General features: G+C 72.8%; 25 protein-coding genes. 10 read left to right on the top strand and 15 right to left on the bottom strand.

Translation table 11 applies throughout. The features are described from left to right. Positions 1-26: 26 nt before the first annotated feature. The 6 genes from ACIBNE_RS33885 to metK all read right to left on the bottom strand — a co-directional run bounded on the left by ACIBNE_RS33885 (position 27) and on the right by metK (position 6717). Positions 27-809, bottom strand: coding sequence for a thioesterase II family protein (locus ACIBNE_RS33885; RefSeq protein WP_399278512.1), 783 nt, complete (start codon positions 807-809; stop codon positions 27-29). A gap of 291 nt (positions 810-1100) precedes the next feature. After that, on the bottom strand, positions 1101-1943 hold the full coding sequence (locus ACIBNE_RS33880) for a DUF4097 family beta strand repeat-containing protein (protein WP_399278510.1): 843 nt from the start codon (positions 1941-1943) through the stop codon (positions 1101-1103). A gap of 133 nt (positions 1944-2076) precedes the next feature. After that, on the bottom strand, positions 2077-2838 hold the full coding sequence (locus tag ACIBNE_RS33875; protein WP_399278508.1) for a thioesterase II family protein: 762 nt from the start codon (positions 2836-2838) through the stop codon (positions 2077-2079). Between the two features lie 220 nt (positions 2839-3058). Next, positions 3059-4495, bottom strand: coding sequence for an adenosylhomocysteinase (ahcY, locus tag ACIBNE_RS33870; protein ID WP_399278506.1), 1437 nt, complete (start codon positions 4493-4495; stop codon positions 3059-3061). Then, positions 4473-5342: a methylenetetrahydrofolate reductase [NAD(P)H] gene (gene metF / locus ACIBNE_RS33865; RefSeq protein WP_399278926.1), complete on the bottom strand. Its 870-nt coding sequence runs from the start codon at positions 5340-5342 to the stop codon at positions 4473-4475. Before metF ends, ahcY begins: the two co-directional genes overlap by 23 nt. Positions 5343-5466: 124 nt before the next feature. Then, positions 5467-6717, bottom strand: a complete 1251-nt coding sequence (metK, locus tag ACIBNE_RS33860) for a methionine adenosyltransferase (protein ID WP_399278504.1) — start codon at positions 6715-6717, stop codon at positions 5467-5469. Positions 6718-7197: 480 nt separating this feature from the next. Between metK and ACIBNE_RS33855 the strand changes: the two genes are divergently transcribed. Then, positions 7198-8328 carry a serine hydrolase domain-containing protein gene (locus ACIBNE_RS33855; protein WP_399278502.1) on the top strand — a complete coding sequence of 377 codons (1131 nt, stop codon included), beginning with the start codon at positions 7198-7200 and terminating at the stop codon, positions 8326-8328. 121 nt (positions 8329-8449) lie between these two features. On the opposite strand, the gene ACIBNE_RS33850 is transcribed toward ACIBNE_RS33855, so the two are convergent. Further along, positions 8450-8953, bottom strand: a complete 504-nt coding sequence (locus ACIBNE_RS33850) for a hypothetical protein (RefSeq protein ID WP_399278500.1) — start codon at positions 8951-8953, stop codon at positions 8450-8452. 197 nt (positions 8954-9150) lie between these two features. On the opposite strand from ACIBNE_RS33850, the gene ACIBNE_RS33845 reads away from it, so the two are divergent. Further along, entirely contained in the window at positions 9151-10614 is a 1464-nt protein-coding gene (locus ACIBNE_RS33845) for a threonine/serine exporter ThrE family protein (protein ID WP_399278498.1), read from the top strand. Positions 10615-10651: 37 nt separating this feature from the next. Then, positions 10652-11098 (top strand): hypothetical protein, encoded by a 447-nt coding sequence (locus ACIBNE_RS33840; RefSeq protein ID WP_399278496.1) that lies wholly within the window; start codon positions 10652-10654, stop codon positions 11096-11098. Between the two features lie 236 nt (positions 11099-11334). On the opposite strand, the gene ACIBNE_RS33835 is transcribed toward ACIBNE_RS33840, so the two are convergent. The 5 genes from ACIBNE_RS33835 to ACIBNE_RS33815 all read right to left on the bottom strand — a co-directional run bounded on the left by ACIBNE_RS33835 (position 11335) and on the right by ACIBNE_RS33815 (position 13586). After that, complete coding sequence (locus ACIBNE_RS33835; protein ID WP_399278494.1) at positions 11335-11877, bottom strand: hypothetical protein; 543 nt, start codon at positions 11875-11877, stop codon at positions 11335-11337. After that, positions 11874-12398, bottom strand: a complete 525-nt coding sequence (locus ACIBNE_RS33830) for an RNA polymerase sigma factor (protein ID WP_399278492.1) — start codon at positions 12396-12398, stop codon at positions 11874-11876. The genes ACIBNE_RS33835 and ACIBNE_RS33830 overlap by 4 nt, the downstream gene beginning before the upstream one ends. Continuing rightward, positions 12395-12790 carry a hypothetical protein gene (locus ACIBNE_RS33825; RefSeq protein ID WP_399278490.1) on the bottom strand — a complete coding sequence of 132 codons (396 nt, stop codon included), beginning with the start codon at positions 12788-12790 and terminating at the stop codon, positions 12395-12397. Before ACIBNE_RS33825 ends, ACIBNE_RS33830 begins: the two co-directional genes overlap by 4 nt. A 188-nt stretch (positions 12791-12978) precedes the next feature. After that, entirely contained in the window at positions 12979-13170 is a 192-nt protein-coding gene (locus tag ACIBNE_RS33820; protein ID WP_399278488.1) for a hypothetical protein, read from the bottom strand. After that, positions 13167-13586, bottom strand: coding sequence for a hypothetical protein (locus tag ACIBNE_RS33815; protein ID WP_399278487.1), 420 nt, complete (start codon positions 13584-13586; stop codon positions 13167-13169). The genes ACIBNE_RS33820 and ACIBNE_RS33815 overlap by 4 nt, the downstream gene beginning before the upstream one ends. A 138-nt stretch (positions 13587-13724) precedes the next feature. Here ACIBNE_RS33815 and ACIBNE_RS33810 point away from each other — a divergent pair, with 138 nt between their 5' ends. From ACIBNE_RS33810 to ACIBNE_RS33790, 5 genes are all read left to right on the top strand, one after another. After that, the gene (locus ACIBNE_RS33810) at positions 13725-14279 is read left to right on the top strand and encodes a GNAT family N-acetyltransferase (protein ID WP_399278485.1); all 555 of its coding nucleotides are present in this window, start codon (positions 13725-13727) and stop codon (positions 14277-14279) included. 15 nt (positions 14280-14294) lie between these two features. Further along, a complete protein-coding gene (locus tag ACIBNE_RS33805; RefSeq protein ID WP_399278924.1) occupies positions 14295-14555 on the top strand; it encodes a 4a-hydroxytetrahydrobiopterin dehydratase in 261 nt (86 codons plus the stop codon). A 41-nt stretch (positions 14556-14596) separates the two neighbouring features. Next, positions 14597-15139, top strand: a complete 543-nt coding sequence (locus tag ACIBNE_RS33800) for a flavoprotein (protein ID WP_399278483.1) — start codon at positions 14597-14599, stop codon at positions 15137-15139. Positions 15140-15305: 166 nt separating this feature from the next. After that, positions 15306-15941, top strand: coding sequence for a hypothetical protein (locus ACIBNE_RS33795; RefSeq protein ID WP_399278481.1), 636 nt, complete (start codon positions 15306-15308; stop codon positions 15939-15941). Between the two features lie 276 nt (positions 15942-16217). Further along, complete coding sequence (locus tag ACIBNE_RS33790; RefSeq protein ID WP_399278479.1) at positions 16218-19193, top strand: BTAD domain-containing putative transcriptional regulator; 2976 nt, start codon at positions 16218-16220, stop codon at positions 19191-19193. Positions 19194-19360: 167 nt separating this feature from the next. Here ACIBNE_RS33790 and ACIBNE_RS33785 read toward each other — a convergent pair whose 3' ends face one another. Continuing rightward, complete coding sequence (locus ACIBNE_RS33785) at positions 19361-19582, bottom strand: hypothetical protein (protein ID WP_399278477.1); 222 nt, start codon at positions 19580-19582, stop codon at positions 19361-19363. 281 nt (positions 19583-19863) lie between these two features. On the opposite strand from ACIBNE_RS33785, the gene ACIBNE_RS33780 reads away from it, so the two are divergent. Then, positions 19864-20769, top strand: a complete 906-nt coding sequence (locus ACIBNE_RS33780) for a hypothetical protein (RefSeq protein ID WP_399278475.1) — start codon at positions 19864-19866, stop codon at positions 20767-20769. Positions 20770-20920: 151 nt separating this feature from the next. After that, on the top strand, positions 20921-21838 hold the full coding sequence (locus tag ACIBNE_RS33775) for a class I SAM-dependent methyltransferase (RefSeq protein ID WP_399278473.1): 918 nt from the start codon (positions 20921-20923) through the stop codon (positions 21836-21838). Positions 21839-22021: 183 nt separating this feature from the next. On the opposite strand, the gene ddaH is transcribed toward ACIBNE_RS33775, so the two are convergent. After that, positions 22022-22858 (bottom strand): dimethylargininase, encoded by an 837-nt coding sequence (gene ddaH / locus ACIBNE_RS33770; protein ID WP_399278471.1) that lies wholly within the window; start codon positions 22856-22858, stop codon positions 22022-22024. 110 nt (positions 22859-22968) lie between these two features. Continuing rightward, positions 22969-24249, bottom strand: a complete 1281-nt coding sequence (locus tag ACIBNE_RS33765; protein ID WP_399278469.1) for a M20 family metallo-hydrolase — start codon at positions 24247-24249, stop codon at positions 22969-22971. Positions 24250-24283: the final 34 nt, after the last annotated feature.

Raw genomic sequence — 24283 nt, 5'->3', positions numbered from 1 at the left:
CGGCCCTCCGCGGTCCCCCTGGGGCCTCAGCGGAGGGCTTTCCCGGCGGCGGAGAGCTCCCGGACGGTGGCGGCCACGAGGTCGTTGACCTCCTGGCCGTACTGGTCGAGGTAGAAGTGGCCGCCCTCGAAGACGCGCAGCGCGAACGCACCGGTGGTGTGGTCCCGCCAGGCCCGTGCCTCGGCGACCGTGGTGTGCGGGTCCGCGTCGCCGACCAGCATGGTGACGGGGCAGTCGAGCCGTACGCCGGTGACCCGGGGGTGGGTCTCGATGGCCGTGTAGTCACCGCGCACGGCGAAGAGGATCGAGGCCCGCAGGTGCTTGTTCTCCAGGTAGACGGGGTCGGTGCCGCCGACCGAGCGCAGCTCGTCGACGAGGCCTTCGTCGTCCCGCAGGTGGACCGTCCCGCCGCGCAGCAGGGAGGGCGGGGGATAGCCGGATGCCAGCAGCCACGCGGGCGGGGCGCCGGTCTCGTCCTGGCGACGTCGGGCCACCTCGAAGGCGAGGACGGAGCCCATGCTGTGGCCGAAGAAGACGGTGGGGCGGCCGTCGTCGCAGCGGCGCAGCGCGGCGTGGACGAGGTCGGCGAGCCGGGCGAAGTCCTCGACGCAGCCCTCGGCCCGCCGCTCCTGCCGTCCCGGGTACTGGACGGCGAGCACGTCCAGCTCCGGCGACAGGGCTTCGGACAGTGCGTGGAAGTAGCTCGCCGAGCCCCCGGCGTGCGGGAAGCAGACGAGGCGGAACTCGCTGTCGTCGTTGGGGTGGAAGCGGTGGATCCACTGTCCGTCGAACGTCCCTGAGCCTGTCATCTCCGACCCTTCTTCGCGTGTACGGGCTGCCGCCCGGCGGTGGCGCAGCGAGAGTGTCACCTTCCCGGGGCTCCGGCGGCCGGTGCGCGCGCGAGTCGGCGGGAGGGACGGGTCCCGTTGATTTTCCGGGGCCCGCGTCCGACCCTGGCCTGGTGTCCGACCTCGGGCCGGTGTCCGGCCTTGGCCTGGTGTCCGACCCTGGGGCGGTGTCCCGCCGGCGGGACACCGGGCCCCGCGGAGCCGCCGGACGTCGTTCCGGGCCGTTCCCGTGCCTTTCCCGTGCGGCGTCGTTCAGGCGGCGGCGCGGCGGACGTTGATGCTGCCGTGCCGGGTGCGGGCGCGGACCCGGACCGTCTCCTCGGACTCGTCCGGGGCCCCGGACGGGGCGAGCGCGTTGTGTACCAGGCCGAGGCCCGAGCGGACGTCGAGCAGGGCGGCGGTGCCCTCGCGGACGCCGACGTCGATGCTGCCGTAGGAGGTCTCCAGCTGGACGGCGCCCCTGGCCGCCTCGCCCACGCGCACGGCGCCGTGCGTGGTGGTGGCGGTGATCGAGGACCCGGCGCGCCCGACCTCGACGTCGCCGTTGGTGCTGGTCACCCGCAGTTCGCCGGTGACGGCCGTGACGATCGTGGTGCCGTGCGCGTTCGTCAGCACGGCGGGCCCGTCCACGTGGCCGACGCGCAGGCTGCCGGAGCTGGTGGTGATCTCGGCCCTGCCCTCGACCCGGTCGACGGAGACGGAGCCGTCGGGCGAGTCCACCCGGAGCTGACCCGTGGTGCCGAGGCGGACGTCGCCCACCGAGGTCTTCACCCGGACGTCGCCGAGCGTGCCCTCGCCGAGCACCCGGGCCCAGCCGCCGGTCAGGTCGACGTGCGAGCCGGCGGGCAGGTGGACCGTGATGTCGACGGTGCCGGTGCGGCCGAGCAGCGTGGGCTTGGGCGTCCTGACGGACAGCGTGCCGTTCGCGTACGTGACCTCGGTCTGCTCGGCGGTCCGTACGTCCAGCTCCTTCTCGGGGGCGTGGGGCCGCACGTCGACGGCGGTGTCGTGGCGGTCGCCCGCGGCGAACAGGACGGAACCGGCCTCGACGTGCACGACGGCCGAGATCGGGGCGGAGGTGTCGAACGAAGGCATGTCTGTACCGTCCTTTGGCTTTGCGGTGCATCCCCGTCGGTGGGGTGTGGCACCATCATGGCACTCATATGGCGCCACACGCAAGCCATCAAAGGTCATGGCGGCGCCATGATGGCGCCAAGGTGGTGTCGGCTCAGGGGGCGGTGGCGTCCGCGAGGAGCCCTCCGGTGACGGCCGCGGCGACCCGGTCGACGTCGTCGGCGAGGTAGAAGTGGCCGCCGGGGAAGACCTGGAGCGAGAAGTCGCCGCTGGTGCGCTCCCGCCAGCCCCGCACCTCGTCGACCGGCACCATCGGATCGCTCTCCCCGACCAGGGCGGTGATCGGAGCGGCGAGCGGCGCGCCCCCGTCCCAGCGGTACGTCGCGAGGGCCAGGTAGTCGGCCCGCAGCGCGGGCAGCACCATCTCCAGGACGTCTGGATCGTCGAGCAGCGACTGGTCGGTGCCGCCCAGCCCGCGCACCTCGGCCACCAGCTCGGCGTCGCCCCGGGGCGCGTGCCGGACACCGGCCCGTACGCTCGGCGCGCCCCTGCCGGAGAGGAACAGCCGCCGGGGGGCGGCCGGTCCGTCCCGGTCGAGCAGCCGGGCCGTCTCGAACGCGACGAGCGCGCCCATGCTGTGGCCGAACAGCGCGTACGGCCGCCCGGGGTCGGCGGCCAGCCCCCCGGCCAGCTGCCCGGCCACCGCCTCCACGAGCGGGGCCATCGCGGCGAACGGCTCCTCGGCGTACCGCTCCTGACGGCCCGGATACTGCACGGCCACCACGTCGAAGTCCGCGGACAGCGCGTGCGCCAGGGGCGCGTACGCCGTCGCGGAGCCCCCCGCGTGCGGGAAGCACACGAGCCGCGTCCCGTTCCCTGTGTCCGCGGTGAAGCGTCGGAACCACGTGCTGTCCACTGTCGGGTCGTCCCTTCGGTCAGTACTGGCGGCGGTCACGGCAAAGGCCCGCCGGTGCCCACGGGGGTGGGGGCGCCGACGGGCGGTTGCCCCGCGAAGGGCCGCGGCCCTCGGTGGCGGAGCTCACGATCTTGAGTGTTCCGGCGCGGCCTCGACCGGCACTCGCGCGGCGCTTGAGGACCGTGCGGCCGGTGCGGGCGTTGCCGCCCCGCCGGGCGGGTCAGTAGCGGTAGTGGTCGGGCTTGTAGGGGCCGTCGACCTCGACGCCGATGTACGCGGCCTGTTCGGGGCGCAGGGTGGTGAGCTTGACGCCGAGGGCGTCGAGGTGGAGGCGGGCGACCTTCTCGTCGAGGTGCTTGGGCAGCACGTAGACGTCGGTGGGGTACTCGTCGGGCTTGGTGAACAGCTCGATCTGGGCCAGGGTCTGGTCCGCGAAGGAGTTGGACATCACGAACGAGGGGTGGCCGGTGGCGTTGCCCAGGTTCAGCAGACGGCCCTCGGACAGCACGATGAGGGCCTTGCCGTCGGGGAACGTCCAGGTGTGGACCTGCGGCTTGACCTCGTCCTTGACGATGCCCCCGATCTTCGCCAGGCCGGCCATGTCGATCTCGTTGTCGAAGTGGCCGATGTTCCCGACGATCGCCTGGTGCTTCATCCTGGCCATGTCCGAGGCCATGATGATGTCCTTGTTGCCCGTCGTGGTGACGAAGATGTCCGCCGTCTCGACGACCTCGTCGAGCGTGGTGACCTGGTAGCCGTCCATCGCCGCCTGGAGCGCGCAGATCGGGTCCACCTCGGTCACGATCACCCGCGCGCCCTGGCCCCGCAGCGACTCCGCACAGCCCTTGCCCACGTCGCCGTACCCGAACACGACCGCCGTCTTGCCACCGATCAGCACGTCGGTGGCACGGTTGATGCCGTCGATCAACGAGTGGCGGCAGCCGTACTTGTTGTCGAACTTCGACTTCGTCACCGCGTCGTTCACATTGATCGCGGGGAACAGCAGGACGCCGTCACGCTGCATCTCGTACAGCCGGTGCACACCCGTCGTGGTCTCCTCCGTCACACCCTTGATCTCGGAGGCGAGCCGGACCCAGTCCAGGGAGCTGTTCTCCAACAGGGCGCGCACCACGGCCAGTTCCTCGTTGTCCGCCGCGGGCAGCACGCCCGTCTTGCGGTACTCGACCCCCTGGTGCACCAGCCCCGTGGTGTCGCCGCCGTCGTCGAGGATCATGTTCGGCCCCGCGTGGCCCGGCCAGGTCAACGCCTGCTCGGTGCACCACCAGTACTCCTCCACGGTCTCGCCCTTCCAGGCGAAGACCGGCACGCCCCGCGGATCGTCCCGGGTGCCGTCCGGGCCGACCGCTATCGCCGCCGCCGCGTGGTCCTGCGTCGAGAAGATGTTGCAGGACACCCAGCGGACCTCGGCCCCCAGCGCCACCAGGGTCTCGATCAGCACGGCGGTCTGCACGGTCATGTGCAGCGAGCCGGTGATCCGGGCGCCCGCCAGGGGCCGCCGCGCCGCGTACTCCCGGCGGATCGACATCAGACCGGGCATCTCGTGCTCGGCGAGCGTGATCTCCTTGCGGCCGAAGCCGGCGAGCGAGAGGTCCGCGACCTTGAAGTCCGTGAAGTCAGCGGTGGGTTGCGAGGGCATGCGGGGCTCTCCTTGAGTTCAGTACGTTGCGGTGGATGTCGAGCGTCGCGGTCGATCGGTTGAGGGTGATGTAGTGCAGGCCGGGCGCGCCCTCGGCGAGCAGCCGCTCGGCCATCGCGGTGGCGTGCTCGACGCCGATGCGGTGACCGGCGTCCTGGTCGCCCGCGGCGGCCTCCAGCCGGTGGGCCAGCGCCTCGGGGAAGGCGGCGCCGCTCAGCTCGGCGAACCGGGCGACCTGGCGCACGTCGGTGGCGGGCATGATCTCCGGGACGATGGGCGTGTCGCAGCCCGCCGCCGCGACCCGGTCGCGCAGCCGCAGGTAGTCCTCCACGTGGAAGAACATCTGGGTGATCGCGTAGTCGGCGCCCGCCCGGCACTTGGCGACGAAGTGCCGGACGTCGCTGTCCCAGTCGGGCGAGCGCGGATGGCGCTCGGGAAAGGCCGCGACGCCGACGCCGAACTCCCCGGCCTCCTTGACCAGGCGCACCAGTTCGTGGGCGTGGGTGAAGCCCTCGGGGTGCGGGACCCAGGGGCCGCCCGGGTCCCCGGGCGGGTCGCCGCGCAGCACCAGGACGTCACGGACCCCGGCGTCCGCGTACTGCCCGATGATGTGCCGCAGCTCGGCCACCGAGTGCCCGACCGCGGTCAGGTGCGCGACCGGCCGCAGCGTCGTCTCGGTCACCAGGCGCTTGGTGACCTCGACGGTGCGCTCCCGCGACGAGCCTCCCGCGCCGTAGGTGACGGACACGAAGTCGGGAGCGAGGGGTTCGACGCGGCGGATCGCGTCCCACAGCGTCCGCTCCCCCCGAGGCGTCTTCGGCGGGAAGAACTCGAACGAGAAGGTCACCGCGTCCGGGCCGGGACGGAGGCGCGCGGCGTTCCGCGCCCGGTCCCCAGAGGCCCGGTCCCCAGAGGCCCGGTCCCCGGATGCCAGGTCGCGGCGGTGCGTTGCTTCCACGGGGGACACGCGCTCAGAGCCCCGCGGCCGTCCTGAGTAGCTGGGCGCGGTCGGTGCGCTCCCAGGTGAAGTCGGGGAGTTCGCGGCCGAAGTGGCCGTACGCGGCGGTCTGGGCGTAGATCGGGCGCAGCAGGTCCAGGTCGCGGATGACGGCGGCCGGGCGGAGGTCGAAGACCTCGGCGATGGCGTGCTCGATCCTGTCGGTGTCGACGGTGTTGGTGCCGAAGGTCTCGACGAACAGGCCGACGGGCTCGGCCTTGCCGATCGCGTAGGCGACCTGGACCTCGCAGCGGGCGGCGAGGCCGGCCGCGACGACGTTCTTGGCGACCCAGCGCATCGCGTACGCGGCCGAACGGTCCACCTTCGAGGGGTCCTTGCCCGAGAAGGCGCCGCCGCCGTGCCGGGCCATGCCGCCGTACGTATCGATGATGATCTTCCGGCCGGTCAGACCCGCGTCACCCATCGGACCGCCGATCTCGAAGCGGCCCGTCGGGTTCACCAACAGCCGGTACCCCTCGGTGTCCAGCTTGATCCCGTCCTCGACCAGCCCCTTGAGCACGTGCTCGACGACCTGCGTACGGACGTCGGGGGCGAGCAGCCCGTCCAGGTCGATGCCGCGGGCGTGCTGGGTGGAGACCACCACGGTGTCGAGCCGCACGGCGGTGTCGCCCTCGTACTCGACGGTGACCTGCGTCTTTCCGTCGGGCCGCAGGTAGGGGACGGTGCCGTCCTTGCGGACCTCGGTGAGGCGGCGTGAGAGCCGGTGGGCCAGCTCGATGGGCAGCGGCATCAGGTTCGGCGTCTCGGCGGTCGCGTAACCGAACATCAGGCCCTGGTCGCCCGCGCCCTGCGCGTCCAGCCCGTCGCCCGCGTCGCCCGCGTCGCCCCCGTCACGTCCGCCACCGGCCGCGCCGCCCCCGACGCGCTGCTCGTACGCGGTGTCGACGCCCTGCGCGATGTCCGGCGACTGCGCTCCGATCGACACCGAGACGCCGCAGGACGCGCCGTCGAACCCCTTGGCGGACGAGTCGTACCCGATGCCGAGGACGGTGTCCCGCACGAGCTGGGCGATCGGGACGTAGGCCGTGGTGGTGACCTCGCCCGCGATGTGCACCTGGCCGGTGGTGATCAGCGTCTCGACCGCGACGCGCGAGGCGGGGTCCTCGCGCAGCAGCGCGTCGAGGATCGTGTCGCTGATCCGGTCGGCGATCTTGTCGGGGTGCCCCTCGGTCACGGACTCCGAGGTGAACAGACGACGGGGCATGACGCTCCAGTTGGTCGGCGGCGCACGGCACCGGGTACGGCGTCGTGCCCGGCACCGAGGGCGCCGGGCACGAACGGCGGGCGGATCCGCCCGCGCCCCGGCCACGATGGCCGCCCCCGGACGAGGGGCGCTCGAAGGGCGACGGAACACCGACGGAGAGGGGCCCCGCACCTCGTGGTCCCACTGTGGCGCATGAGTGGCACCTTCTGGGGTACGCGCGTGCTAATCGCGCGCCATACACGAACAAAAATTTCGATCATTTGTTCTGCATGGCCGATTCCTTCCGCCGGCGGGTGCTGTCGGGGCGGCGGAGAATCCCTGCGACTGGATGGTTGACCTGCGGAAATCCCAACACGACCTGAAGGTGGTGCCACTCTGGACGGGAATGGCGATATCCATGACCCCATGTGGCGCCATGAGTGTGCCAATATGGCGTTACCGATGACGCATCCCGCCTCGTCACGCAGAAGGAGCATCGTCATGTCCCTCACCGAGACCCGTCAGACCGAGACCCGACGGACCGAGACCCGTCGGCCCCGCCCGGAGCTGCAGCAGGTCCTGGAGGAGATCGTCGACTCCGGCTTCGCCGGGATCCAGGTGCGCGTCCACGACGACCGGGGCGCCTGGACCGGCAGCGCCGGGGTGAGCCGGTTGGGCAGCAGCACCCCGCCCCCGGTCGACGGCAGGTTCCGGATCGGCAGCACCACCAAGACCTTCACCGCGACCGTGGTGCTGCTGCTGGTGGCCGAGGGGAGGATCGGTCTGGACGACCCGGTGGACGACGTCCTCCCCGGCTTCGGGCTGGACCGGCGCATCACGGTGCGGATGCTGCTCCAGCACACCAGCGGGCTCTTCAGCCACACGGGCGAGTACTACGAGGACGGGACGACCGCGCCGGGGATCCCCTGGCAGGGGCAGGAGTACGTGGACAAGCAGTTCCACAGCTACCGCCCGGAAGAGCTGGTGCGGCTGGCGCTTTCCAAGCCCGCGCGCTTCGAGCCGGGCACGGACTGGAGCTACTCCAACACCAACTACGTACTGGCCAAGCTGCTCGTCGAGGAGGTCACGGGACGCTCGCTGGGCGAGGAGACCCGGCGGCTGCTCATCGGGCCGCTCGGCATGTCCGGCACCGTCGCCCCGGGCACCTCGCCGGAGCTGCCCGAGCCGCACGCCCACGGCTACTACCGGTACGAGCACGCCGGTCAGTGGAAGGTGGCCGACGTCACCCGCTTCAACGTCTCCTGGATCTCCGCCGCCGGGGACATGATCTCGACCACCGAAGACCTCCACACCTTCTTCTCCGCGCTCATGGGCGGCGAGGTCCTGCCGGCCCCCCTGCTCGACGAGATGCGCACGCCGCACCCCAAGTCCGGCTACGGCCTGGGGCTGTTCGCGCAGGAGACGGACGGCGGCGGCACGGTCTTCCACCACAACGGCGGCTTCTTCGGCTGGGCGGCGCTGATGTACGCCACGCCGGACGGCGGGACGACCCTGACCGCCTCCCTGACCTCGGGGGACGCCGAACTCGACTTCGCCGCCACCGCCGCCGCCTTCCAGCGGGCGCAACAGCGGCTCGTCGCCGAGGTCTTCACCAACAGCGCGGACCACTGATCGCCGACAGGGGGAGAGGCCGCTCGCCGAGGGGGCGGTCCCGCCCCCTCGGCAACCGTCCCGTCCCGCCCCTTCCTGCCCTCCCCACCCTCCCCTTTCCTGCCTCTTCCTTCCCGCCGCGTCAGCCGGTCGCGGCCGCCGCCCACCTGCCGTCGTGCGCTTGGTCGGCCAGGCCGCGCTGCGACAGCTCGGCCAGGTGCTTGAGGACCGTCCGCTCGGTGTAGCCCACCGCCTCGGACAACTCCCGCACGGTGTGCGGCGGGCTCCCCGTCAACTGCCTGAAGGTACGGGCCGTGTGCCGCCCGAGCCCGTCCACCTCCACCTCCACCTCCACGTCCGCCGTCACGACGGACTCCACGACCGGCGTCACGTCCGACCCCGACGGACCACAGGGCACGGGCCCCGAGGGCGCGGGCACGGCCACGGCCTTGGCCTCGACCTTGGCCACGGTCACGGGCGCGGCCACCGCCGCCGCCGTAGCCCCTGCCCCTGTCGCTGCCGTCGCCACCGCCCCTGCCGTCGCCACCGCCCCCGCCGTCGCCCTCGCCGTGGGCCGCGCCGCCCGGACGGGGCGGGGCGTCCGGTTCACGACCCGATGCCTGCGGCCCTTCTTCTTCCTGCTCACCTGCTGCTCCTCCGCTGTCGTTCTTCTGTTCGCCCTGGACAACGAGCCACCGCGGGGAGCGTGCGCACCTTCACCCGATGGGCGGACGCGGGCGGGGCGCGCCGTCGCCCCCGGGAGGGGCGGGGAAGGGCTACATTCGCGCTACTTGAGGCAACCGTCCCGAAGGATTCCCGTGCGACGTTCTCCGCGCCCCCGCCATGGGTGACGACGCCGGGTCGAACCCGCGGACGTCCACGAGGCCCCGGCCCTGGCTGCGGGACCAGCTGGGCCGGATGCGCGGTCTCGAACCGTACGAGGACGAACCGCTGCCCCCGCCGGCCGACCCCGACCGCCCGGGGGCGCCGTTCGTCGTCGCCCTGGCGCTCCTGATCGGGGAGTCGCTGATGGCCAACGGCGCGTCCGCGGAGGAGACCGCCGCGGGCATGCTGGTGACCGGGGAGGCGTACGGGCTCATCTGGTGCGAGCCGGACGTCACCCGGTGGGTGCTGTCGTTCTCCGGGCGCATGGCGGACGACGAGTGCCCGGTCACCGAGCAGCGCGTCGTACGCCGCCACACCACCGACTTCACGGCCCTGGGGGAGGCCTACCGCCTCGTGGCCCGGATCGGCGACGGCCTGGTCCCCGTCGACGAGGCCCGCGAGCGCGTGCGGGCGCTGTGCCCGGAGGCGGACGGCCAGGTGCTGGAGAACCTGCGGGTCCGCTGGGGCAGGGCGGCCGCGCACGGCGGGATCGTGGCCGCTTCGGGAAGCGTCGTCGCGGGCGGCGGCACGTCCGTCGTCGTACCGTCCTTCGTGGCCGCCACCCTGGGCGCCTACATCTCGTCGGCGCTGGCCGCGCTGGGCGTGCTGCCGTTCTACCGGTACGCCCTGGCGGCCGCCCCCGCCGCCGTGTTCGCCTTCGGGGCCGACTCGCTCGGCTACGGCGACGACAGCCCCGCGCTCATCATCGGCGGAATCATGGCGCTGCTGCCCACCCTGACGATGGTCAGCGCGGTCCAGGACGCGCTGGCCGGGCACTACCTCACCGCCTACGGGCGCATCATGGAATCGGTGCTCGTCTTCCTCGCGCTGGTCACCGGCACGGGCGTGATCCTCCTGATCGGCGCGCGCAACGGGGCGAGCCTGCCGCTGCTGCCCCAGGGCACGCCCATCTCGCCCGCGTACGCGTCCTGGCGGCTGGCGGGCACCGCGGTGTTCACCGCCGCCATCGCGTACCGCATGCGCCTGCCCGTCCACCAGTGGTACCTGGTGGTCCTGCTGGGCGTCGGGGGCGTCGTCGAATACGTCGTCGTACGCGACCTGGGCTACTCCCGGGTGATGGCCACGGGCCTGGCGGCCATGACGATCAGCCTGATCTGCCAACTCCTCACCCGCAGGGCCGGCACGTCCGTGCTCTCCCTGGCGATCCCGGCCGTCGCGCCCCTGCTGCCGGGCAGCGTGCTCTACCGGGCGCTGAACGAGCTGGCGCTCAGACAGATCGAACACGGAGTGGGCCGCCTGATCGAGGCCCTGGCCCTGATCGTGACGCTCGCGGCGGGCGTCAGCATCGGCGTCGAGATCACCTACGCACTGGCGAGGCTAGGACAACGCAGAGCCCTGCGCGGCGCCCGCCCCCCGAACGCCACCGACGACCCGACCGAAGACATCCGCACCGACGCCTGAGCGTGGGGACACGGCAACCTATGACATGGAGTTGACCATGAGGTCGGTGGCCGTCACGGGGACGCGGATCACCGGGCATCGTCCGCCCGGTGCGTACGACACGGTATTCGGCGACTACCTCGGCCCGTTCGCCGACTCGCACTTCTTCATCGGCGGTGCCAAGGGCATCGACTCGCTCAGCCTGGTGTGGCTCGCCAGGAACACCGGCGCACAGATCACGCTCGTCGTACCGGGCTCACTGGACCGGCAGCCCGCGCAGGCTCAGCGGGCCGTCGCCCGGACGAGAGAGCGCATCGAGAGGATCGTCGAGCTGGGCGCAACCGAACTGCACACCGCCGCCTACCACGCCAGGAACCGCTGGATGGTCGACCGCAGCAGCATGGTCATCGGGTTCCCGCACGCGACAGAGCCGTCAACGGGTACGTGGCAGACCCTCACCTACGCGGCGGAGCAGGGGAAACCTCGGCTGATCGTGCCCGTATGACTCGCATGTGCGCCACGACGACGGGATGGACGGCAGAACAGTGGGAGCCGCCGCACTCAAGCGCCTCGGGAAGCGACGCGGTCTGTCGCTCTTGGGGCGCTGCTGGGGGGCGCTGTCGATGGGGCGGCGCCCGCTCCTCCTGGCTCCAGCGGTGGAGACGAAGGCCCAGATGCCCTAATCCGGCCAAGGCCAGTGGGCCGCAGCGGGTGAGCTGCGGCCCACTGGTGGGGTGCGGCCTACTGGCGGTTGAGTGCTCGTGTCCGTGTCCTGGCCCTTCGGGACACCGGTCGGCGGAGTGCTTGCCGCCTCTCGTGGTCCGTGAGCGCCCTGATCAGAGTGAGACCCGCCGCGGTGACCATGAAGACGGCGGACAAGGCGGCCGTCAGCCACTTGGACGTGTTCCCTTCCTGCATGGAGTACAGGACGACCGCGGTCATCGGGATGAGGGGAGTCGCCGCGGTGGCCGAGAGCCGGAGAGACCTGTTCTTCTTGGGCTCGGGGCGGCGGGGCTCGGGCGGGGCTTCGGCCTCAACCGTGGTGGGCTGTGGTTCGACGGGTTGGCGGAGGGCACTGATGTTGAGACGGCCTTCGCTGTGGATGTGGACGACGAGCGGTTGCCCGTCACCGTGCTCATGGGCATCGAGTCCCGCGTCGGCTTCTTCGACGATCAGGTCGATGCGGGCGGCCTCGGCTGGATCGTCGTGCATCCTCTGAAGTGCCTGCATGAACGACGCGACTCGCTCGTCCTCCGAGGGAAATCCCTCCGGGTTGGTGTTCACTGCTCCTCCTCCCCACTTTTGGTGATCTGTCTGTCGGCCCTCTCCCGAAGCTTCCGCAGGGCGTCCCTCGTGTAGCCCTTGACCGCCCCCTCCGAAACCCCCATGTCGTCGGCAGCCTCCTTGACGCTCTTCTGCCTGATGAAGCGGAGATGGACGGTCTGGCGTTCCCGGGGCGACAGTCCTTGGAGTGCCTGGCCGAGGTAGATCCGGTCGATGATCTCCTGGTATTCGTCACGGTCGTCGGGGACGTCCAGGTCCCCGTAGTAGCGGCGTTGCTCGGGCTCCCCCTCCTGCCTCCACCACTTCTTGCACTCGTTGGCCGCGATCCTGTACGCGTAGGCCATGTGGTTCTCGCCCCTGAGACGATCCCAGTGGATGCGGAGCGCGGTGAAGACGTCGTTGACGATCTCCTCGGCAACCGGGTGCGGGACTCCCCGCCGGATGAGGGATCCCAGCATCACGCCCGAGTGCTCTCGGAACAGGTCGATGACCTCGTTGTCGTACTGTTCCTTCTCGCTCACCGGAGGTGGTCACCCACTGGTTGATCGTCTTGGCGCCGGTGCCTCGGCGAAGCCACGTGGCCGGTGCCGGTGCCCGGACCGAGAGCCGGCGGAGACGCAGGGGCGCTGTCCTGGTCGCCGTCTCGCGGCAGTGAAGTTCCGTTCGGCGCCGAGCCGTTGGGGGAACCGCCGTTCTGCGGGACCGGGCTGACCCGGATGACTCGGGTGCGACCGCCCTCCTCGGACTCCATGAAGTCGACGCCGGGCTTCAGCATCGGGATGACGTTCGCGGTGGCCGCGTTGCGCTCGCGCTCCAACTCGATGGCCGTGCGGCTCTTGGTCCGCTCGCTCATGTATTCCCAGAAGCCTCCGCCGCGGCGGAAGAAGCTCGTGGCGATGTCCAACAGTCCCATCCGGATCTCTCGCTCTCGTGGGCGACGTTGTTCATCAGTGACAAGTCGAGTGCGAGCGGATCGGTGGGGGGCCGTCTTCAGGATTCTTTTGAGACCCGGGGACCCGAACTGCCTTCAGGCGGGCGCCGCATGGCGAACTTGCGGGTCATCGGCTTGGGCGGGGCCGGGTGGCAAGACGGGCGCGCACTTCACCTCGCGGGATGTTTTGGTGCGCGGGGCGAGGAGGGGTCGGTCGTCCGTACGGGCGGCGGCCCGAGCACGGCGCGGTGCTCCTCGCACGCGTGCACCGCGCGCGGCGGCCCCGAGGCCGCGTCCACGTACGCCACCACCCGTACGCCCTGAACGCCGCCGCAGCGCGCGCAGCCCGACACCCCGGTCACCGGGCGGCTCCCGCTGCCCGCTGGGCCCGGTCCAGCAGCCGCACCACGTCCTTCGCGGCGCACGCGGCGCCGACCCGGCGGGGCGGTACGGCCCAGTAGATCCCGCACGAGGTCCACGCGGGATGCGGCACGTACAGCCAGGTCCCGTCGCCCACGCACTCCGCGTCCGTACGGTCCCAGGTCTCCCGCGTCCCGAGCGGCACGAGCGCGTGGTACCACCGGTACCCGTCACCGAGCACCGGCCCGCCGCCCAGCAACTCCTCCAGCACGGAGGCGATGTCACTGTCGTCGTCGCTCCCCGCCACGGCCCGCACCGGCCTGACCGGGATCCGAACGGCATCGAAGTGCACGCCGAGCGGCAGGAACGCGACCCCACCCAGGTTCGCGGACCAGTCCTCGTACGCGGTGTCCGGCACGGGCGCGGTCGACGCGAGCCACCCCCGGGTGATCGGGATGCTCAGTGCCTTCGGAAGCAGACTTTCGACGGTTGCTCCCCGGAGCACCCACACTGCCGATTGGCAGCACCACATCCGTCAGGCCGAGGAGAACCGCCCATGAAGGACCGACCGGTCAGCCTGCGCCACCACACCGCCTGCACCTCGCAGGTCCGCGACACGATCGGGGACCTGTACCGCCAGGTGCGCGCAGACCTCCTGGAGCACCCGAACTACCGGCTGGACGTGTTCCTGGAACGCCTCGACCGCCATGGCGCCGAGGCCGGATGGGCCGCGGTGATCGCGCACGACCCGGTGACGGGCGAGCCCGTCGGCTACGCCTACGGCAACACGGTCACCCCCGGCGACCGCTGGTGGCAACGCATGTCCACCCCAGCTCCCAGCCGTTACGCGGCCAGAACCGCCGTCGCGGTGAAGGAGATCGGCGTCGTCCCCGCCTCACGCGGCATAGGTGTCTCTGTACGGATGCACGAGGAACTGATGCGTCACCGCGCCGAGCCCCACACCACCCTCATGGTCAACCCGGCGGCCGGAGACGGAAAAGTTCTGAGACTGTACGAAGGCTGGGGCTACCGGGAAATCGGAGTGGTACAGCCGTCCCCCGCCTCGCCCTGGCTCGTCTGCATGGCCCGCACCACACGGCCCGCAACCTGACACCCCCACGCGAAGCTGCCGGGTTGGGAACGCGAGGGCGACACGATCCGGCGTACGTACGAGATCCGCTACCACGCGGCCGTCGCCGCGATCGTCACCATCGCCGACCGCTCACGACGCGTACAGCACCACGCCGATCTCGACCTGCGCATGAACACCCTCACCGCACGCATCACCACACACGACTCCGGATACGTACTCACCGCACTCGACGTCGACCTGGCCCACCGCATCGACGCGATCGTCGCAGCGCACCAAGCGCTCCCGCTCGACTGAAACCGCGGACCGGCGCGGGGGCGCGTGGTCGTATGAGCGGCATGGCCTCTCGTGTGCTGTACCTGTTCGGCAGTGCCGCTCCGCCGGTCCTCGACATCGCCCGTGTCGTCGAGGACGCGCAGGCCGATGGGTGGGACGTGTGCCTGGGGCTGACGCCCACGGCCGGCGACTGGCTGCACGGGAGCCTGGACGACCTGGCCGCGCTGACGGGCAACCCCGTGCGCCAGCGGTACAAGAGGCCCGGGGAACCGGACGTCTGGCCGCCCGCCGACGCGATCGCGTTCGCCCCGGTGACGGCGAACTCGCTGAACTCGTGGGCGCTCGGGCTGACGAGCGTGTTCGTGGTGGGCGTCGTGGCGGAGGCCATCGGCAAGCGGATCCCCGTCGTCGCGATGCCGTGCGTCAACTCCGCCTACGCGCGGCACCCGCAGATCCAGCCCTCGATCACCACGCTCCGGGCCGCCGGTGTGAGGGTGCTGTGGGGCGAGGAGGGCTTCACGCCCAACGAACCGGGCGAGAAGAAGCCCTATCCGTGGCGGACGGTCCTGGACGCGGTACGAGAGCCCCGGCCACGGACCAGTTGAAGTCCCCGCGCCGCGACCCGCACCGGACCCGGACCCGGACCCGCCCCGGACCCCCGCGACCCGGACCCGCACCGGACCCGCCGCGCCGCGACCCGCCGCGCCCGGTCCACCGGACCTGTCCGACAATTGCTGCCCGCCGGATTCCTCGACAGACAGGTGGGCGACCGTGGACGATTCGCACCCGCTCCTGACCTTCTTCACGGACGCAGCCGACGGCCGCTTCCCGCCGGTCGACGGCCGGGTGACGGTGTTGCCGCCGCTGGCGGGGGGCCTTGAGTGCTCGGTCGCCTTCACCGGCCACGCCGTCGTCGCCACCGCCATGAGCGGTGAGGACGTGCGCGCCCAGGGGCCGGACGGCTTCGGCGCGTCGCTCTCGCCCGACTTCCTGCGTCACCTGGCGGGCCCGAAGGGCTGGATCGACGTCATCGACGCGACGCTCACCGCCCCGGGCACGGGCGGCCCGCCGCGCCTCGCGGAGCTGACCGGCGCGGACGACCACCCGCGCGTCCGCCACGCCCGGAACCTGCGGACGGACGTCAAGGTCTACGGCGACGAACGCGGCCTCGTCACCCTGGCCGACGGCCTCGCCGGGCGGCGCGAGCTGAGCGTCGAACTCCACGACCCCCAGGACGGCGGCCGAGGGCACGGGAGGTCGCTGCTCGCCGACGCGCTCTCGCTCGTACCCGAAGCGCACCCGGTCTTCGCCGCCGTTTCCCCCGGCAACGCCCGCTCCCTGCGCGCCTTCCTCGCCTGCGGCTTCACGCCCGTGGGCAGCGAGGTCGTACTGCGCCCCGAACGGTGACAGCCGAGCGCGCCGCCCCCGGTCAGGGCGTTTCGGCGAGGGGAAAGGCGGGGGAAAGAAGCGCGACACGCGGTGGTGAGCCGATAGCCGTAGGTCGAAGTCCTATGGGATGATCATCTCAGGGGGAGAGGTTTGTCGTGCGGTCATGTCGGTGGCCTTCGACACTTTCCCTGGGGGTTGTCCCTCCCCGGGACCCGTCGAGCCGTAGTGAGGAACGGAAAGGACGACGAGAATATGGGGGAGGGCATCCGGTTCGCCGTACTCGGAGCCGTTCGGGTGTTTCGCGGTGAGAACTCGCTGACCACGGGTTCCCCGCAACAACAGGCACTGCTGGTCGCGCTGCTGCTGCGCGCGGGACGGGCCGTGCCCGCGCACGAGCTGATCGCCGGAGTCTGGGGCGAGGAGGCGCCGGACTCCGCCCTGTCGAGCCTGCGCACCTACGCGTGGCGGCTGCGGCGGCTCGTGGAGGAGGAACGGTCGGACCCCAAGATCCTCGTCTCGCTGCGCGACGGCTACCAACTGCTGGTGCCGCCGCACTCGGTGGACGCCCTGCACGCCGAGGAGCTGGCGGCCGGGATCGCGCGGGCCAGGGCGGCCGGGCAGGAGGAGGAGCGCGGCAGGCTCCTCTCGCAGGCGCTCGGGCTGTGGCACGGCGAGCCCCTGGCGGGGGTGCCGGGGCCGTTCGCCGAGCAGCAGCGCTCCCGGCTGACCGAACTGCGGCTCGCGCTGCTGGAGGAGCGGTTCGGCCACGACCTCCAGCAGGGGCGGCACGCCCTCGTCATCCCGGAGCTGATCAGCTACACCCATGAACACCCGCTCCAGGAGCGGCCGTACGGCTTCCTGATGCGGGCGCTGTACGCCACCGGGCGGCAGGCCGACGCCCTCGCGGTGTTCGGCCGGGCGCGCGACGTGCTGGCCGGGGAACTGGGCATCGACCCCGGCCCCGAACTGAAGGAACTCCACGAGCGCGTCCTCGCCAACGACCCCCGGCTCATGGTGCGTACGGAGGAGGGGCGGGAGGGCGCTCGGGCGACGGGCACCGCCGCCCCGGCCGACGCCGCCCCCGGTGCGGGCGCGCCCGAGCGGCCCAGGGAACCGGCCGCGCCGCCCCGGCCCGCCCAACTGCCCGCCCACATAGGTGACTTCATCGGGCGGTCCGGCCAGGTGCAGGCCCTCCACCAGGCCCTCGCCGACCCCGACCGCCCGTCCCTCGCGGTGGTGTCCGTCACCGGCATGGGCGGCATCGGCAAGAGCACCCTGGCCCTCCAGGTCGCCCACCGGGCCAAGGCCGACTTCCCGGACGGCCAGCTCTACGCGGACCTGCGCGGCAGCGGCCTGGAACCGGCGGACCCCGGGGTCGTCCTGGGCAGCTTCCTGTCGGCCCTCGGCGTCCCCGGCCCGTCGATGCCCACGTCGACCGAGGACCGCGCCCTGCTCCTGCGCACGACGGTGGACGGGCGCCGCATCCTGGTCCTCCTGGACAACGCCCGCGACCCCGCGCAGGTCAGGCCGCTGCTGCCGGGCTCGGCCGACTGCGGCGTCATCGTCACCAGCCGGGCCATGCTCACCGGCCTCTCGATCACCGCCCAGAAGGACCTGGGCGTCTTCGACGCGGCCGAGGCGATCTCCCTGCTGCGGGCGGTCGTCGGGGCGGCCCGCGTCGACGAGGAGCCCGAGGCCGCCGCCGAACTGGCCCACATGTGCGGCTACCTGCCGCTCGCGGTGCGCATCGTCGCGGCGCGGCTCGCGGCCCGGCCCAGGTGGCGGGTGGCGACCATGACGGGCCGCCTCGCCGACGAGCGGCTGCGCATCGGGGAGCTGCGCGCGGGGGACCTGGCCGTGGCCGCCGCCTTCGAACTCGGTTACCGGCAGCTGACCCCCGACCAGGCCAGGGCGTTCCGGCTGCTCGCGCCCGTCGCCCGGCAGGGCATCGTGACGGCCGCCGCGGCCGCGGCGCTGGGCCTCGACGAGTACGACGCCGAGGACCTGCTCGAATCGCTGGTGGACGCGGCCATGCTGGAGGCGCCGCTGCCCGGCCGCTACCGCTACCACGACCTGGTGCGCTCCTTCGCGCTCCAGCTCGTGGTGTCCGAGGGCGCGGCGGCCGACGAGGGGGCCGAGGCGCTGGCGCGGCTGCTGGACTTCCTGCTGGCGGGGGCGTGCTCCGCGTTCCAGTCGATGGTGCCCGGCGACCCGGTCGGGGCGATACTCGGCGGCGAACTGGAGGCGGGCCCGCGCTTCGCCTCGCTCGCCGAGGCGCGCGCCTGGGTGGTCGAGGTGTTCGACTGCGCGGCCGTCGCCGCGACCCTGGCCGCGCAGGGGCCGCCGGGCGCCGACCCCCGGATCCTGGGGACGGCGAGCGACCTGCTGGTCGCGCTCAGCCCGTTCGGCCCCGACATCCCGTACCTCCAACTCGCCTCCGCAGCACGCATGGTGGCCGACGCGGCGGCCGCGCGCGGCGACGACCAGGCGGAGGCCCGCGCCAGGTTCGTGTGCGGCAACGCCGCCCTCCAGCACACCCAGCTGGTGGAGGCCGAGCTGCACACCCGGCTGGCGACCGAGGCCTGCCAGCGCGCCGGGGACAAGGTCATACTCCGGCAGATACTCAACGACCGGGGCCTGATCGCCCAGTGGCAGGAACGGTTCGCGGACGCGGTGGAGTTCTACGACCGGTCCCTCGAACTGGCCCGCGAGCTGGGACACCGCTCCGGGGAGCTGACCACGGAGCTGAACGCCGCCCAGGCCAGGCTGAGGAGCGGCCGGGCCGCCGACGCGGTGCGGGAGTGCGAGGCCGTGCTGGAGCGGCTGCACGCCGTGCGGGACCCGCGCGGGACCTCGTACGCCTGGTACGTCCACGGCATGGCGCTGCGCGAACTGGGCCGGTACGAGGACGCGGTCGTGAGCTACACCGCGTGCCTTGAGGTGTGCGCGTCGGCCCGGCTGCGGGCCCGCGAGGCCCAGGCGCGCTTCCGGCTCTCCGACAGCCTGCGCTGCCTGGGCCGGTACGCCGAGGCGCGCGCGGAGGCCGAAGCGGCCCTCTTGCTCAGTGAGGAGCTGGGTGCACAGCGTGAGCGCGGGCACTGCCTGCTCGCCCTGGCGCGGGTGCTCGCGGTGACCGGCGAGGCCGAGCCGGCGCTGGCCAGGGCCCGCCAGGCCGGCGAGGTGTTCGCCGGTCTCGGGCTGAGCGACGCGGAACGGGCCGAGGAACTGGTGCGCTCCCTGGAGGCGGGCGCGGCGCCCACGAACGGCTGACACGGGGGCCGGGAACGGCCGAGCGGCCCGGTGCGCATCGCGCCGGGCCGCTCCGGACCACTCGTACGGACGGCCGCGCCGCCTCGTACGGACGGGCCGCCTCGATCGGACGGGGCGTTGATCCCCCGTATCGTACGGGGCGTCGATTCCCCGTGGGAGCAGGCTCTTCAGCCCTGGCTGTTCCAGTCCTTCGGCTCCTCGCCCCTGGGAATCACCACGCCACCGCCCTCCACGATCGGGTCGGCCAGCACGGACGTCGTGCCCCCTGCGGCCCCGGAGTTCTGCGTGGCGGAGCCCACCGACAGGACGCCCGCCGACAGGACGGCGCATCCGACGGTGACCAGAACCGCGGTGTCACGCAGGATCCGGGACTTGAGGGGAGTCGTCATGGGTTGCCGTCCATTCCGTGATCAGTGCCTGACTGGGGAGGAGAGCCGGTAAGACGTTGGTTGTCCGGGCGGCTCGGCAACAAGATTCCTTCCGGCCGATCTACGCCCCATCTACAGCGGATGTGCGGCCCGCCGCCGGTGCGCGGGCGACGCGACGAGGCCGCGTATATCGCCGCCGTGCAGCATTCCTCGCACGACGGCCGTACGGCTTGGGGCGGTGCCCGCTCCCGCAGGTGAGCGGGCCGGGGCGGGCCCCCGGACTGGGAGAGGAACAACCGAACATGGACACACGAGAGGTGGGCCCCGCGGCATCGGAGGCCGAGGCCCGCGCCGCGTTCGTCTCGCGCAGCGCCGGTCCTGCGCTCGTCGAGGCGGAACTGCGCCGGAACGTAAGGGAGTTGCTGCCCGGCGAGGTCGACGCCACCTCGGACACCGAGACGTTCCTGGCCGCCCTCGCCGGATACGCGGCCCGGTGTCCCGAGCCCGCCGGGTCGGCGGTCTGGGGCCTGGACCTCGCCTCGGGCGCACTGCGCCGGACCGCCGTTCCCGAGGCCGGCGGCCCCGTGGCGCACGGGGCCGGTCTGACCTGGGTGGGCGCCCTCGAAGCCGCACTGGTCCAGCACTGCGAAGGCATCCTCGCCCGGCGGCTGGCGTCCCCGGACACCCGGGTGCCCCGGCTCCGTCTGGAGCCCGCGCGGGAGCCCGCCGTCCGGGAGGGGCGCGGGGTGCCCGCGACCGGCGCGACGCCGGGAGACCCGGCCGTCCCCGAGGAACTGCTGCGCGTGCTGCGCGCCCAGGGCGAGCCGGTGGCGCACGACCTGACCGGCCTGCTGTCCCTGCCGGCCTGCGCCCTGCGGCTCGACCGGGACGGCGGGACGCCGTCGGAGCCGGACACCGTCGTCGCCACGGGCGCGACGCGGGCGGATGCCCTGAGCACCGCCGCCGCGCGCGTCCTGGCGCTGAAGGGGCACCGGGCCGCCGGTCGGCCGGGACCGCTCACCGTCCCCGCCATCGGGCGGGACCGCGAACCCGGCTCCGTCCGGGTGCGGCCCCCCGCCCAGTGGTCCACCCCCCTGGACGCGCTGCGCGCCGACGGGCACAGCCCGGTGGCCCTGCTGCTCGACCACGACACCCGGCTGAGCCGGGTGCTGCCGTACGCGGTACGGATCGTGCTGTCGGCCAGGTGACCCCTCCCCCCGGCCCCGCTCCTCCCGACTCCGCTCCCGCTCCTCCCGACTCCACTGCCTCCTGACCCCTGCCCGTTACGACGCTCCTCACGGCCCTGGTGACGACCCCGTCCCAGGTCTAGATCGCACGTTCGAGAAAGGTTGTTCTGACATGTTGATCCACCAGGGCGAGACGCAACGGCGCGCACCCGAGAGGGAGGTGCACGCCCCGGCCGCGGACGTCTACGGCGCCCCGGGCGAGTCGCACACCTGGGTCGAGGAACTCCCGATCGCCCTCTTCCAGTACTTCCTGCTCCACGTCGAAGGACGCACCTGGCTCGGCCGGGAGTCGGTGCCCGAGAGCCGCGCCGAGCCGCACGGCATCCTCCAACCTTCCATGCTCATGGGAGAGTTCGAGGAGATGGGGGTCGCGGGGAAGGAGGTCTCCTTCCGGTACATCGCGTGCACGCCCCAGGAGCGGGAAGAGGTGTTCGTCCGGGCCCTCGCGGCGCCGGACGCCGACATCGACTTCCCCTTCCCCCGGGCGGACGCCGAGTGGGACGCGTCCCTGTCCGCCGACTACCGGGACGGCGGCGCCGCCCTGGCCGAGAGCCTGGACGCGGACGAGGAGCACCTGAGGGAGTTCAGCGCGCACGTGCTGCGCGGACGGCTGGCTCCCGGCGACGCGGTCTTCGACCCGGCGTGCTCGACCGGCGCCCATGCGGCCGCGCTGGCACGGGAGTTCCCCGAGTGCGTCTTCACGATCTCGGACGCCTCGCCCCGGCTGCTCGAAGCGGCGGCGCGACGGGTACCGGGGGCCTTGGTGGCCGACGCGACCGACTCGCCCGTCGCACCGGGCTCGGTCAAGGCACTGGTCCTGCGCCGCCCGAACGCGGAGGCCTTCCCGGCACTCGTCGGCCTGCTCGCCCCGGGCGGCCACGCCCTCGTGCTCGGCCACGCCTCCATCGACGTCCCGGTGCGCACGCTGGCGCGCAGGCACGGCCTGAAGGTGCTGTCGACGCTGGGAGCCAGGCCGGGCAGGACCGAACTGTTCCCGTACTACCTGCTGCTGCGCCCCGAGAACGACTGACCTCCCACCGCACGGCCGCCCGGAACCGACGTCCCGCACCCCTCCGCCCCGGCGGGGAAGGGGGTGCGGGACGTCGCGGCGCGTACCGTGCGGGAACGTCCGCCGTACCCCTGGGCGCCCTGGACGCCGCCGCCCTCCTGCAAGCCTCCGAGAAGGTCAACGCCGCCCGCCCCGCGGCCCGCGTCAGTCCAGGGTGCTGTCGCGGATCTCCAGGGTGCAGCACTTCACGCTCCCGCCCCCCTTGAGCAGCTCCGACAGGTCCACCCCGATCGGCTCGAAGCCCCGCTCGCGCAGCTGCCGCGCCAGCCCCTCGGCGGCCTCGGGCAGGACGACGTGCCGCCCGTCGCTGACCGCGTTGAGGCCGAACACCGCGGCGTCCACCCCGCTCACCAGCAGCGCGTCGGGGAACAGCCGCCGCAGCACGGCCCGGCTGCCGGGGGAGAACGCCTCCGGGTAGTACATGACCTCGTCGCGGTCCAGCACGGCCAGGGCCGTGTCGAGGTGGTAGTAGCGCGGGTCCACGAGGTCCAGGCCCACGACCGGCCGCCCGAAGAACTCCCGCGCCTCGGCGTGGCTCTCGGGCGTGCTGCGGAACCCCTTCCCGGCCAGCAGCCGGCTCTCGGTGACGAGGAAGTCGCCCTCGCCCTCGTTGACGTGGACCGGGTCGTGGACCCGCGCGTAGCCGCGCGTGCGGAACCACTCCAGGTGCGCGGGCCCCTCGGCCGCGCGCTGCGGGTTGCGGAAGCGGGCGCCCAGGACCCGGCCGTCCACGACGGTCGCGCCGTTCGCCGCGTACACCATGTCGGGGTGGCCCGGCAGCGGGTCGATGAGGTCGACCTTGTGGCCCAGCTCCTGGTACAGGGCGTACAGCCGCTCCCACTGCGCGACGGCCAGGGCGTTGTCCACCGGCACCGCGGGGTCCATCCAGGGGTTGATGGAGTACGTGACCTCGAAGTGGGTCGGGCGGCACATCAGGTAGTGGCGGGTGCGCGGGAGGCGGTCCCGCCGGTGCTCGTGCATGTGGGCTTCCTTCGCTCGGTGGCCGGGGGTGGGGCGTACGGGGGTGGGGTGTACGGGAGTTGGGCGTACGGGAGTGGGGGGCGCCGCGCGGCGCGCGGCGCCGGGCGGCGTCACACGCGCAGCGCGGTGCGCAGCAGGACCCGCGCCCCGGCCACCAGGTCCGCCGGGCTGGTGTCCTCGTCGGGCCGGTGGCTCAGCCCCTCGATGCTCGGCACGAAGATCATGCCGATCGGGGCGATGTCGGCGACGACCTGCGCGTCGTGGCCCGCGCCGCTGGGCAGCTCGCGGCGGGACAGGCCCAGCTCGTCGGCGCTCTCGGCGATGGCGGCGCGCAGCGCGGGATCCGTCGCCACCGGGGCGGACTTGGTCGCGGCCGTGAACTCCAGCCTGGTGCCGGTCAGTTCGGCGAGCGCGGCCAGGTCGTCGCGTACCGCCGCCTCGGCCCGCTCCAGCCGCTGTGCGTCGGTGTCGCGCAGGTCGATGGTCAGCCTGACCGCACCCGCGATGGTGTTGGGCGAGTTCGGGAACGCCTCCAGACGGCCGACCGTGGCGACCCGGCACAGGTCGTCCGTGGCCGTGCGCTCCACGGAGGTGATCATGCGGGCCGCGGCGGTCAGCGCGTCCCTGCGGTGCTCCATGGGTGTGGTGCCCGCGTGCCCGGACGCGCCGTGGACGTCGGCCGTGAGCACGGTGCGGCCGGTGATGGCCTCCACCACGCCGATCCGCTGACCGCCCTGTTCGAGCACGGGGCCCTGCTCGATGTGCAGTTCCAGGTACGCGGCGACGTCGTCGGACGACCAGACCGCCTCCTCCAGCGCGTCCAGGTTCCCGCCCAGGCGGGCCAGCGGGCCGCGCAGCGAGCGCCCCTCGACGTCCCTGGGATCGTCGGGCAGGCCCGCCAGCCGGCCGGCGAGCACCATGGAGCCCCAGAAGGGCTGGGGGAAGAGCGCGCCCTCCTCGTTGGCGAAGGCGATGACCACCGGTTCGTACGGCAGCCGGGCCCGCGATTCGGTGAGGACCTGGAGCACCTCCAGGCCGGCGAGGACGCCGTAGGCGCCGTCCAGGCGGCCCCCGTTGACGACGGTGTCGAGGTGCGAGCCGATGAGCAGCGCCTTGCCGCCCCGCGCGGCGAGGCCGGGCGGGCGCCGTATCAGGACGTTGCCTCCGGCGTCGACGCGGGCCACGAGCCCGGCCTGCTGCGCCTCGCGCACCAGGTGGAGCCGGGCCTCGATGTCCGCGTCGTCGAAGCCCGCGCGGGTGACGCCGCCGTCACCGCTGTACCCGATCTTCCCGAAGGCCTCGATGCGGCCGAGCAGCCGCTCCCCGTCGATGTCGGCCGCGAGGTCCGTGGGCCCGGCAGGGGTCGACGGGGAGGGCGTTTCGATGGTCATGGCTGGCCTTTCTGTCGGTACGGGACGACGGTGC

Origin of the sequence: Streptomyces sp. NPDC050504 (genome assembly GCF_044458065.1) — a bacterium.
In the GTDB taxonomy this organism is placed as follows: domain Bacteria; phylum Actinomycetota; class Actinomycetes; order Streptomycetales; family Streptomycetaceae; genus Streptomyces.
Note: the sequence above shows the minus strand (reverse complement) of the source record. Positions and strands in the feature narration are given on the sequence as shown.

Bases quoted from the DNA above. Each gene is read 5' to 3' on its own strand.
- ACIBNE_RS33810 (WP_399278485.1), top strand. From the start codon at position 13,725: ATGAAGGACCGACCGGTCAGCCTGCGCCACCACACCGCCTGCACCTCG.
- ddaH (WP_399278471.1), bottom strand. From the start codon at position 22,858: ATGCACGAGCACCGGCGGGACCGCCTCCCGCGCACCCGCCACTACCTG.
- ACIBNE_RS33800 (WP_399278483.1), top strand. From the start codon at position 14,597: ATGGCCTCTCGTGTGCTGTACCTGTTCGGCAGTGCCGCTCCGCCGGTC.
- ACIBNE_RS33775 (WP_399278473.1), top strand. From the start codon at position 20,921: ATGTTGATCCACCAGGGCGAGACGCAACGGCGCGCACCCGAGAGGGAG.
- ACIBNE_RS33840 (WP_399278496.1), top strand. From the start codon at position 10,652: ATGAGGTCGGTGGCCGTCACGGGGACGCGGATCACCGGGCATCGTCCG.
- ACIBNE_RS33885 (WP_399278512.1), bottom strand. From the start codon at position 809: ATGACAGGCTCAGGGACGTTCGACGGACAGTGGATCCACCGCTTCCAC.
- ACIBNE_RS33785 (WP_399278477.1), bottom strand. From the start codon at position 19,582: ATGACGACTCCCCTCAAGTCCCGGATCCTGCGTGACACCGCGGTTCTG.
- metK (WP_399278504.1), bottom strand. From the start codon at position 6,717: ATGCCCCGTCGTCTGTTCACCTCGGAGTCCGTGACCGAGGGGCACCCC.
- ACIBNE_RS33880 (WP_399278510.1), bottom strand. From the start codon at position 1,943: ATGCCTTCGTTCGACACCTCCGCCCCGATCTCGGCCGTCGTGCACGTC.
- ACIBNE_RS33780 (WP_399278475.1), top strand. From the start codon at position 19,864: ATGGACACACGAGAGGTGGGCCCCGCGGCATCGGAGGCCGAGGCCCGC.
- ahcY (WP_399278506.1), bottom strand. From the start codon at position 4,495: ATGCCCTCGCAACCCACCGCTGACTTCACGGACTTCAAGGTCGCGGAC.
- ACIBNE_RS33855 (WP_399278502.1), top strand. From the start codon at position 7,198: ATGTCCCTCACCGAGACCCGTCAGACCGAGACCCGACGGACCGAGACC.
- ACIBNE_RS33845 (WP_399278498.1), top strand. From the start codon at position 9,151: ATGGGTGACGACGCCGGGTCGAACCCGCGGACGTCCACGAGGCCCCGG.
- ACIBNE_RS33765 (WP_399278469.1), bottom strand. From the start codon at position 24,249: ATGACCATCGAAACGCCCTCCCCGTCGACCCCTGCCGGGCCCACGGAC.
- ACIBNE_RS33825 (WP_399278490.1), bottom strand. From the start codon at position 12,790: ATGGGACTGTTGGACATCGCCACGAGCTTCTTCCGCCGCGGCGGAGGC.